Here is a 10,000-nt window from a genome sequence, read left to right on the forward strand (position 1 = left end):
TTCTCTACAAAAATAAGGGAAGAAATCGGCCAGAATTGATATCTGCAAAAAAGATCAAAGAGAAGATATAGACGTGAGTTTGAGAGAGTGTTCCCGGAAGAACGAAGTTCAGCGTGCAATTAAAATTTGCACGGTTTGGACAGAAACGGAGAGGATCTTTTGAAAGATACAGTAAAAAACAATGCGATTCTTTGTGTGGATGATGAACCGATCATTTTGATCGCGTTAAAACAAGAACTAAAGAAACAATTCGGAAACGAGTTCCAATACGAAACCGCAGTCAATGCAAGCGAAGCGTTAGAAGTTGTGGATGATCTGGCGGAGAATGGAATCAACGTAATTTTGATTCTTTCCGATTGGCGTATGCCTGGGATCAAAGGGGATGAATTTTTAATTCATATCCATCAAAAATACCCGGATATCCGTTCTATATTGATCACGGGTTATATAGACGATGCCGCGGTGGAAAGAGTGAAAAAAGAAGCGGGGACTTATGCTGTTCTACCAAAACCATGGGATCCCCAACAATTAGCGGACGCAGTGAAAGTTTGCTGTAATCGAAATTAATTCGACTTCTATCCTTGATGTTTAGAGTCTTCCCAAAACCTTAAAAGAAATCAGTTATAATCATTCGGTAAGTTCGTAATAAATGAAGTTCCCACGTTTTAGCGGATAGATGTTAGATGTCAGGGTTTTTGGGATCAGTGTAAAGTTCTAAAATTAGGTTTACAGAAATCAGGCCGCTGATGAGCAAAATCAGGAGTTAAAAAACCTAAATATTATCCGCGAATATTTAAAATCCTGATTCCTAAAACACTATCCACTGACATCTAATATGCTAACATCTAAAACGTTCGTACATTCTGAGATTTCGGGACGGGCTTTTATTTGAAATTTCAATTGCAGACTTTCGTGCGCCCAAGGAACTTGTATCCAAAGAAGATCCCTGCGCTTGGGGAGAATTGAATGAAAATTCACCGATATGATTCTATTCCGGAAGTAAAGAACATCGGGGACGGAATCTTTAAGACCGAAATTCCTCAACCTTTCTATTCACCCAACAATATTTACATTCTTCCAGACGGGGAACCTACCATCATCGACTCTGGTTACATCGAAAACCTAGGTCTTTTACAAAGGGCTTTGAAAACGATTGGTCTTTCTTTAAGTAAGATCAAACATATCATCTACACCCACAACCATCTTGATCACATGAGTGCCGCTTTGACCCTACGCTATTATACAGACGCAAAGTTGTACGCGATGACGGGAATGGCCTCGGAAATCGGAAATTATGTGGAATTCGTTCAAGTTTTTCAAAGAGCCATGAGAAGGCTCGTGTATAAAGGTCATCACGACAATACAACAAGAGCCGCAGAACTCAAAAGAGTGGATACTGGTATATTCGAATTTCATGATGCTTTGGACAATTCGGAAAGAGTAGATCCGTATTTGGATTTCGATGTGGAACTTGTGGAAGGGGACGTAATTAAGGCGGGAGGCAGAGAAATCGGAGTCCTGCATACTCCCGGTCACAATCGATGGCATTTAACTCCTTATATCTTAGGAGAAAAGATTTACTTTACGGGCGATTTAGTACTTCAAAACATCTCTTCCATTTACGCGGAGATCGACGGAAACTTATACGACTACCATCGATCTTTGAATCGGCTTTCCAAATTGCCGATCCGAAGGCTTCTCCCCGCACATGGGCCAGAACCGGACGATCCTCAAAGAGCGATTAAATTGATTTCGAAAACTCTAAATCTTTTAGAAAGAGGTGTGGTTCGTAGATTGAAGGAAGACGATCAGGACCTCTCCACTTTGGTTCTCGAAGCAATGGGAGAAAAGGTGGCAAACAGCGGTTACTACAATACGGCACTTGCAATCCTACATTCTTTGATTCGAAAATTGATCGATCAAGGGCAAGTACAAGTTTTGGAAATCGATCCTCCGTATGAAAAATACAAATGGATCGGTGCGAAATAAACGTGTAATATGATTAACAGCGATAAAAATTTTTTATGCGAGCTGCATTAATTATGACGTGTTATGCGTGATAATAGCATTTTGATCTAACTTATGGATTTAAAAATAATTAGAAAGGAAAGTGAAATCGTTTGAAGAGCCTGCCTTAGGATGCGGAAACTCCCACAAAAATTGAATAACGAAAAAGACTTATTCCAAAACCCATAAACGACACAAGACAACGGTTTCTGTGGAAACTCTATTTTATTACGAACTTACTGTCTCTCTAATTTCTTTTAAAGCTTTGGTTTGGAACGGACTTTATCTCTACATAGAGCGTGTCCAAAATTCTGTGTCTAAACGGAGATTTGTGCTAAAATTGGCGGTACTCCTTTATAGAGAGATCAGTAAGTTATCTCTACAAAAATAAATACCGAAATAAGATAAAGATAGAAATGATAATAAGTAACGTGAGTTCGGCCTAAGGAGAGAGTAAAAGTTGTAAATTGTCTTTGGATCTCAAATTCAAAGAAGGTTTTTTTGGAAAAAAAGAAAATGCAACTAACCCACTTAATAGATTAACAGCCCAATTGAAAAAGCTTCGATGTCTAGTATGTTGAATCTGACAGATATTTTTGAGTTCATCATTTACGGATTCAATGATAGCTCTTTTTCTTAAAAGAATTTTATCAACTAAGGGCATTAATTTATTTTTCATATTCTTTTTAAGTTTTGTAATGAGTTGAATTCCCTTTTCATAAAGACTTTCAAACAAAGATTGACTGATATAACCTCTATCTCCGAAAAGTTTATCGTGAATATTCTTAACAAGTGGAAAAATCACTTTCGAATTCCTGTCGTCGACGTTTCCAGGAGTAATCATAAATGATAATATTTCACCTTGATCATTTACGATTAAATGCAATTTAAAGCCATAAAACCAGCCTGTGCTTGATTTCCCTCGTTGTGCAGTATCTTTAAATACTTTATGAGAATGGATTCTTCTGTTGTCGCATACTCCAAAGAATCGTAGAATCAATGAACGATATTCCGGAACATTTTCCCATACAAGTATTGGATAGAAAGGAAGCTATGACAGATAACGCGTTAGGCATCAGCTCAACAAAACGATTGTAACTTACAGCTTTTGGAAATTCCGATTTTAAATTCTTTTTTATTTCTATCAGATAATAATTTTTAAATTCTCTATAATGAGAAAGATGAAAACAGACAACAATCGTTGCTACTTCACTCAGGCTTAACTGAAATTTTCGGTTTCTTTTTCGAACCACCGGACAAAAGTATTTTCTCGTTCCAGTTTATTTTTTGTTGTGTACAATAATCGTCTATCGCACAAAATATCTCTGTCAGATCCATATTTAACCCTTTTCTTGCTGGAAATTTGGTTCAATATGTGATCTGGCGTTTTGAGTACAAGATCTTTCCCTTTTTTCCTTCTTACGACCCTGCTCACGTTTCTTATTACCGAGATTGCTCAGGTTCCTTGACAATTTCTCCATAAAACGGAGTTTCTTTAATCTTTAAATTGTATCCTTTGACGAATAATTTTTCAAGATTAACCGTGTCTTCCCGATTATACTCTTCTAAAATTTTGAGAGCGTCCATATCGTCATAATCCACATATTGCTTCCAAAGATTTACCGCTTCAGCACCTGTGATTGAAGCCGCTTCTGGTCGATGGATACCTAATATTTTTTCGCACCCCTTGAGACCACCTTTGATACCGAGAGATCTTAAGAAAAACATAATGTCGATGTGGTTATTCCTAAAACGCACATTAAATTCCCTTTCTAAAAAGGGAACGTCGAAAGCGATCCCGTTGTAGGAAACAAAAACCTGATCCTGACTGAGATTATCTAAAAAGAAATCAAGATTGAAACCTCGAATATAGGAATGGTATTCGAATCCATCGAAGGTTCCGATGACCGTTGTTCTGTCGTCGTTTTCTAAACCCGTGGTTTCAATATCCATATAAAGAAGTTTTTTTCGAATCGTAGGAAAAAGTCTCCAATGATGTTTGGCCGAAAGAACGTGAAAAAAGTAGAAAAAATTTTCTCTTTCCAATTCTTTTTTAGAAAATTCTAATGCTCCTAAAGTCAGATTTCGAGTCGGAGCAGGTTCGGTTTTCAAATATTCTTCAAGATCTTTCCAATCATAAATTCCATTTCCCCAAAGATTTTTTTCTTCCGTCGTATTGATTCCGGGAAGATGACAGAAAGTGTGTTTCAACATTAGGTTTTTCTTAGGATTTCCCAATACAAGAGAAGCAGCTTCTCTTATAAGATTTATTTTTCCTTCTTTTTTCTTTCTTCGGTCTTATTACTATAAACCGTGTCTATGCGATCCGCACCGTCCTTACCGAAATACTTTTCACGTATGTGATTTGTTTTGTTGTTTCGATCGGACGAACTCATTCTTTCCAATTCATCTTCTCTCAAAAACATTTCGGTTTCATAGGTGTTATACTTAGACTCTCTCTTCTTTACGGTATTGTAATATTGACCGTAGACATTTTTTCTGAATTCCTCGTACCTTTGCATTCTTTGTTCGCCATTTAAAGACTCCGTATCGCTTAAAAACCCTCCCAAGGAATTCCGGTAAGTTTCTTCTGCTTCTTCCAACCCGAAGATAAGTTGAGCGTCATTATCGGAGAAAAATTCTCTTCTTTTCTTTTTAATGAGTTCGTATTTTTCAGCGTTACTAAGCTCATCAGAAAGTTCAAACTCTCTCATGGTTATTTCATATTTCAAGTAACTCGAAAAAAGATTCATTAGATATTCGACTTCTTTTCCGGAATAATGATCCGCAATGAAAGCTCGAATAACTTCATTACACTGTTCGTAGATTAAATCTTCGGGACACTCCCTTCTTAAAGCCCAAAGTTCGGAAACTAAATTAACTTCTCCGGTGGAAGCGTACCGTAACAACTCGTCAAAGGAGAGCCAATTTCCATTCTCGTCGAAGATTCTGCGTGAAGTATCTACGATCGCTTGATTTAAGGTCCACTTACCGGATTCCGGGTGTTGGAGTTCAAATTCCGCCGCATTCAAGTTTCCCGAAGAGCCTTCGGAAACGCCACTTCCACTGAAAAACGCAAACCAGATCAATACGATTAAAATCGCAGAGAGCAAACCGAGGGCTACGGGAAATATAATTCTTTCCTGTAGAGATTTCATGGACTTGTGATTTTTAAAAAAATCTTTCTTAAAGCAAACCTTTTTTGTTTTTTCCGAGAAAGTGCTTCGGGTGAAATGACAAATTAGTGCGACAAAAAAGACCAATCCTCTATTACCCGGAAGGAACCACGGGAGCCAAAGAAATTTTTTCGACGTTTAAAAAGTTAAAAGTAAAATCGTATTCGATCGATCAAATCGGAGATTTGTCTCGTAACGAGCCCGAAATTCTGATCGCAAACACAAGACTCAAAGTAAATCGGGAATGTATCTTAAATTTTCCTTCAGTGAAAATTTTTGCGACCGTAAGCTCCGGAACGGATCACGTGGATTTTAATATTCTCAAAAAATCAGGAAGAATCTTTTTGAACGCACCCGGTTGTAACGCTGGTTCGGTCGCGGAATACTGTTATGTCGGCCTCTTAAATCGATTCGACGAAACAGAACTAAGAACCCTCAAAATCGGAATGGTCGGACATGGAAATACGGGGAAAGAATTTTATAAAATTCTAATATCTAAAGGAATCAACTGCATCTTTTACGATCCATTTTACAAGACGGAATCATCTCCCTTGAAGGAAGTTTTAAGTTGCTCCGTTCTCAGCTACCACGTTCCTTTGGTCGAAGAAGGTATAGAACCGACGTTTCATTTTGTCACGGATTCGTTGATAGATTCCCTAAAGCCGGGAACTGTTTTTATCAATACGAGTCGCGGAAAAATTATCTCTCCGAACGCCTTTAACCGCCTGATTGCAAGAAACGATATATTCAAAATTTTAGATGTGTTTGACCCGGAACCTCCCTCAGAGGAGCAAGGGAAAATGCTCGCGGAAGTAGATCATTCGATTTTTACCCCGCATATCGCCGGTTATAGTCAGTTGGGAAGAATCAGCGGAACTTACCGAGTCGCCGAAAAATTATCCATTTTATACCAAGACCATCCCTTACCACCGTTGAAATCCTTCTTACAAACCTCTGGAGGATTTAAAACTTCCACTTTCTTGAAAGAAGAAGATCGGCTTTTAAGGGAAGCCTGGAGAAAAGGAGATCAAAATTATTTTGAAAGAAGAAGGAATTCATATCCGGTGAGATTGGATTGGGGATTGGTTTGATTTTGTATTATCAATTTTCAAATTCTTTAAAAAAGTTTACCCATCCCATTTTTATTCGACTCTTGTAGATGATATCAAACCGTCGAATGAATCACAGAGTCCGCTAATATTTTAAAAATCCGCGGTCGAATACACAATTCCGTATTCCTAGAAAAAACGAAATACAACTTAAGATAAATCAAGAATGTTCTATCGAATCGAAAGGAACAAAATTATTGAAGCTGAAAATAGATAGCTCCAAAACATAGCATCTACATAAATCAAAGCGCAGCTTTGAAATACAGAATCAAATACTTGCACACGCAATGATAAGTTTCGAAATTGCTCGAAACGTCAAAAACTAAGAATTCTATTTCTTCTTTGTAATTTTCTTTTTGAGAGAGCGATTTATTTTTTACGAGCGGGAACAGAGCCTGATTTTCTTGCGGTTCTTTTTTCTTCCCTGACTTTCTCCTGAACTTCACGCTTCTCTTGTCTTTCTTTCAAAAGAGTTGCTCTTTCTTTTCTAGAAGTCAGTTCTAAAATCCCAACCTCGGAATTATCGGAAGCCCTATTCACAAGTTTCAGAACGCGAGTATAACCGCCATTTTTGCTCTCGAAACGTTTTGCGATATCCTCAAAAAGTTTCACGACTACTTCGCGATCCTTGATTCTTTTCATTACTTCCCGTTTGTTGTGAAGTTGAATCTCGGGTTTCAGGTCGGTAACAAGATTCTTCTTGGCTCTTGTAATCAGTTTTTCCGCTTGAGAACGAATTACTTTCAATTTTGCTTGAGTGGATTCGATTCTTTCATACTTAAAAAGACTGGTGATCATGTTATTGATCAACGCGTCTCTGTGACCTTTGTTGCGGTTTAGATGTTTTACTTTATTTCTTTTGTTCATTTTAGAAATCCCTCATTCCGAAAGAGAGACCCAGAGTGGAAAGTTTTCCTTTCAACTCTTGAAGACACTGATCGCTGTAGTGTTTGGACTTTGACATTTCTTCTTCGGATCTTTTGACCAAGTCCCCGATGAAATCGATTTCCAGACTTCTCAGAACATTGAGAGAACGAACGGAAAGTTCTAATTCTTCCACGTGTTTTGACAAAGAAGCTTTGAGTTTTTCATCCGCCTCGTCCAGTTCGTCGTCTTCTTCCTCCAATTCCTCTTCGAAATTGATAAATACCGTAAGATGCTCTTTTAAGATTTTTGCCGCTTGAGCCACAGCGTCGTCGGGAGATACGGAACCGTCGGTCCATACTTCCAGAGTCAGTTTTTCGTAATCGGATCTTTGAGCCACACGAGTTTCCGATACTTCAAAAACCACTTTTTGAACCGGAGAAAAGATAGAATCCACTGGAATCGTTCCAAGCACTTCGATGTCTTTTTTCTTTTCCTCCGCTGGAACGTATCCTCTTCCTCTCTGAATTTCCAAATCCATAATCAGATTCGCGTCTTCGTTGAGAGTGGCAATATGGAGGTCAGGATTCATGATTTCTATGGAAGAATCCACAGCGAGATCTCCCGCTCTAAAATACCCGGCGCCTTTCAGTTCGAGATGAATGATCTTGCTCTGATCTTTTTCTTCCGGCTCGTATTTAATCCGAACTTGCTTTAAGTTCAGAATGATCCTGGTTACGTCTTCCGCAACTCCTTCGATGAAGGAAAACTCATGGTTCACACCTTCGATTCGAATCGCAGAAATCGCAGCCCCCTCAATCGAGGACATCAAAGTCCTTCTAAGAGAGTTACCGATCGTTGTCGCAAAACCCCTTTCAAAAGGCTCTGCGACGAACTTCCCGTAATTGGGAGTGCTCGCTTCCGTGTTGAATTCAATCTTCTTAGGACGTTTAAATCCTTTGAGTAAGCTTTTGAGAGACAATTTGAGACCCTTCTATCAGATTTTATTTCGAGTAAAGCTCTACGATTACCTGTTCTTTCACCGGTAGATCGATATGATGACGTTCTGGTAATGCAGTCACGTCCCCGCCAAAGTTTGTGTAATCTGCCGATAACCAGGACGGAATTCCCTGCAACGACTGAGACAAACGAATGTTATCAGCGATGAAGGTAGAAGCCCTAAACTTCTCTCGGATTTCCACTTTATCCCCTACGTTCAGTCTGTAGGAAGGAATATCCACTCTTTCTCCGTTCACAAGAACGTGTCTGTGAGCGATAAAATTTCTCGCTTGGCGACGGGTCACCGCAAATCCGAGACGATACAAAACGTTATCCAATCTTCTTTCCAAAAGCTGAAGAAGAATTTCACCAGTCACACCGTGAGAATGAGAAGCTTCTTCGTAATATTTACGGAATTGTTTTTCTAAAAGTCCGTATGCTCTTTTCAGTTTCTGTTTTTCACGGAGCTGAGTGCCGTATTCGGACACTTTGCCCTTTCTCTTCGTAGGCATCCCGGGAGGCCCTTTACGGTGAAATTTATCTTTATTAAAAGTATAGCTGGACTTAAGGAAGAGATCAACTCCCTCCCTTCTCATAATTTTTACAACAGGACCTCTATATCTTGCCATTTGAAACTACCTTAGACCCTTCTTCTCTTACGTGGACGGCAACCGTTATGGGGCAACGGAGTAACGTCCTTAATCATCTTAATGTTCAATCCTCTGGCAACCAAAGAACGAATCGCGGACTCGCGGCCAATACCTGGCCCAGATACCATTACATCAACTTCCTGAAGTCCTGCGGAATCCATCGCTTTTTCAGCGGCGTTTCCTGCCGCAATTTGTGCCGCGTATGGAGTGGATTTTTTGGATCCACGGAAGCCCATCGCACCCGAAGTGGACCAAGAAATGGTATTTCCGGCCATATCAGTAATAGTAACGATCGTGTTATTGAAGGAAGCGGTGATATAAACTTTCCCGCGAGGAACGATCTTTTTTTCCTTCTTTTTAACTTTCTTTTCTTTCTTTACGGATTTCTTATCGTCAGCCATGATTACTTAGTTACCTTTTTCTTGTTCGCAACCGTTTTTTTACCGCCCTTTCTGGTTCTGGCGTTGGTTCTAGTTCTTTGACCGTTTACCGGAAGACCTCTTCTATGTCTGAGTCCTCTGTAACAGCCGATATCCATCAGACGTTTGATATTCAACTGAATTTCGGAACGCAGGTCCCCTTCCACTTTTGCGCTTTCTTCCAACGCTTTACGAATCGCGGCTTCTTGAGATTCGTTTAAATCCTTAACTCGAATCGACTCGTCGATTCCCGCCTTTTTCAGAATTACCCTCGAAAGAGAGTTTCCAATTCCGAAGATATAGGTCAGTCCTACAACAATTCTTTTTTCTCTGGGAAGGTCAATACCTGCAATACGAGCCATATCTTATGCTTGCCTTTGTTTGTGTTTCGGATTGGTGCAAATCACTCGGATCACACCTTTTCTTCTGATAACCTTGCAGCTAGAGCAGATTTTCTTAACTGATGTTCTTACTTTCATAACAATTCCTACTTTTTGCGGTACGTAATTCTTCCCTTAGAAAGATCATAAGGGGAGAGTTCCACCGTAACTTTATCACCCGGTAAAATCCGGATATAGTGCATTCTCATCTTTCCGGAAATATGAGCCAAAACTTTATGACCATTTTCCAATTCTACACGGAACATCGCGTTGGGCAGGGGCTCAAGTACGGTACCATCGACTGTGATCGCTTCTTCCTTAGCCACTGATTATGCTAGCTCCTTTTGAATCAAAGAAGTCACTTCTTCGAGGGTTCCGACGCCGTTCACTTGAGAA

Annotated in this window: 13 protein-coding genes and 1 pseudogene (1 of these 14 running past the window's edge); 3 read left to right on the plus strand and 11 right to left on the minus strand. The window is 39.4% G+C overall.

Features of this window, described 5'->3' with window-relative positions; genetic code table 11:
- Nucleotides 1-159: 159 nt before the first annotated feature.
- The gene (locus tag LEP1GSC062_RS12615) at nucleotides 160-567 is read left to right on the plus strand and encodes a response regulator (RefSeq protein ID WP_039942052.1); all 408 of its coding nucleotides are present in this window, start codon (nucleotides 160-162) and stop codon (nucleotides 565-567) included.
- 399 nt (nucleotides 568-966) lie between these two features.
- Nucleotides 967-1,989, plus strand: coding sequence for an MBL fold metallo-hydrolase (locus LEP1GSC062_RS12620; RefSeq protein ID WP_010577731.1), 1,023 nt, complete (start codon nucleotides 967-969; stop codon nucleotides 1,987-1,989).
- A 460-nt stretch (nucleotides 1,990-2,449) separates the two neighbouring features.
- Here the strand turns inward: LEP1GSC062_RS12620 and LEP1GSC062_RS21870 are convergent.
- From LEP1GSC062_RS21870 to LEP1GSC062_RS12640, 3 genes and pseudogenes are all read right to left on the minus strand, one after another.
- A pseudogene (locus LEP1GSC062_RS21870) lies at nucleotides 2,450-3,345 on the minus strand (IS982 family transposase).
- A gap of 105 nt (nucleotides 3,346-3,450) precedes the next feature.
- Nucleotides 3,451-4,221, minus strand: coding sequence for a ribonuclease H-like domain-containing protein (locus LEP1GSC062_RS12635; protein ID WP_010577730.1), 771 nt, complete (start codon nucleotides 4,219-4,221; stop codon nucleotides 3,451-3,453).
- Nucleotides 4,222-4,274: 53 nt separating this feature from the next.
- Nucleotides 4,275-5,165, minus strand: a complete 891-nt coding sequence (locus LEP1GSC062_RS12640) for a lipase secretion chaperone (protein WP_039942056.1) — start codon at nucleotides 5,163-5,165, stop codon at nucleotides 4,275-4,277.
- Between the two features lie 86 nt (nucleotides 5,166-5,251).
- Here LEP1GSC062_RS12640 and LEP1GSC062_RS12645 point away from each other — a divergent pair, with 86 nt between their 5' ends.
- Nucleotides 5,252-6,274 carry an NAD(P)-dependent oxidoreductase gene (locus tag LEP1GSC062_RS12645; RefSeq protein ID WP_010577728.1) on the plus strand — a complete coding sequence of 341 codons (1,023 nt, stop codon included), beginning with the start codon at nucleotides 5,252-5,254 and terminating at the stop codon, nucleotides 6,272-6,274.
- Nucleotides 6,275-6,661: 387 nt separating this feature from the next.
- Here the strand turns inward: LEP1GSC062_RS12645 and rplQ are convergent, their stop codons facing one another.
- The 8 genes in view from rplQ to LEP1GSC062_RS12680 are tightly spaced (at most 22 nt apart) and all read right to left on the minus strand, a layout consistent with a single transcriptional unit that may run on beyond the window.
- Nucleotides 6,662-7,159, minus strand: a complete 498-nt coding sequence (gene rplQ / locus LEP1GSC062_RS12650) for a 50S ribosomal protein L17 (protein ID WP_010577727.1) — start codon at nucleotides 7,157-7,159, stop codon at nucleotides 6,662-6,664.
- Nucleotide 7,160: 1 nt separating this feature from the next.
- Nucleotides 7,161-8,138, minus strand: a complete 978-nt coding sequence (locus tag LEP1GSC062_RS12655; protein WP_010577726.1) for a DNA-directed RNA polymerase subunit alpha — start codon at nucleotides 8,136-8,138, stop codon at nucleotides 7,161-7,163.
- A 22-nt stretch (nucleotides 8,139-8,160) separates the two neighbouring features.
- Nucleotides 8,161-8,784 (minus strand): 30S ribosomal protein S4, encoded by a 624-nt coding sequence (gene rpsD / locus LEP1GSC062_RS12660; RefSeq protein ID WP_002735223.1) that lies wholly within the window; start codon nucleotides 8,782-8,784, stop codon nucleotides 8,161-8,163.
- 11 nt (nucleotides 8,785-8,795) lie between these two features.
- Nucleotides 8,796-9,206, minus strand: coding sequence for a 30S ribosomal protein S11 (rpsK, locus tag LEP1GSC062_RS12665; protein WP_000752686.1), 411 nt, complete (start codon nucleotides 9,204-9,206; stop codon nucleotides 8,796-8,798).
- A 2-nt stretch (nucleotides 9,207-9,208) separates the two neighbouring features.
- Nucleotides 9,209-9,586, minus strand: coding sequence for a 30S ribosomal protein S13 (gene rpsM, locus LEP1GSC062_RS12670; RefSeq protein ID WP_002722936.1), 378 nt, complete (start codon nucleotides 9,584-9,586; stop codon nucleotides 9,209-9,211).
- Between the two features lie 3 nt (nucleotides 9,587-9,589).
- The gene (gene rpmJ / locus LEP1GSC062_RS21875; protein ID WP_000868428.1) at nucleotides 9,590-9,703 is read right to left on the minus strand and encodes a 50S ribosomal protein L36; all 114 of its coding nucleotides are present in this window, start codon (nucleotides 9,701-9,703) and stop codon (nucleotides 9,590-9,592) included.
- 8 nt (nucleotides 9,704-9,711) lie between these two features.
- The gene (gene infA / locus LEP1GSC062_RS12675) at nucleotides 9,712-9,930 is read right to left on the minus strand and encodes a translation initiation factor IF-1 (protein ID WP_001040194.1); all 219 of its coding nucleotides are present in this window, start codon (nucleotides 9,928-9,930) and stop codon (nucleotides 9,712-9,714) included.
- A 3-nt stretch (nucleotides 9,931-9,933) separates the two neighbouring features.
- A protein-coding gene (locus LEP1GSC062_RS12680) for an adenylate kinase (RefSeq protein ID WP_078124111.1) crosses the window boundary here: on the minus strand, nucleotides 9,934-10,000 show its end. Its footprint extends 497 nt past the window's final position; the window shows 67 of its 564 coding nt (coding positions 498-564); its start codon lies beyond the right edge, outside the window; it ends in the stop codon at nucleotides 9,934-9,936.

Source organism: Leptospira alexanderi serovar Manhao 3 str. L 60 (genome assembly GCF_000243815.2).
Lineage (GTDB): Bacteria > Spirochaetota > Leptospiria > Leptospirales > Leptospiraceae > Leptospira > Leptospira alexanderi.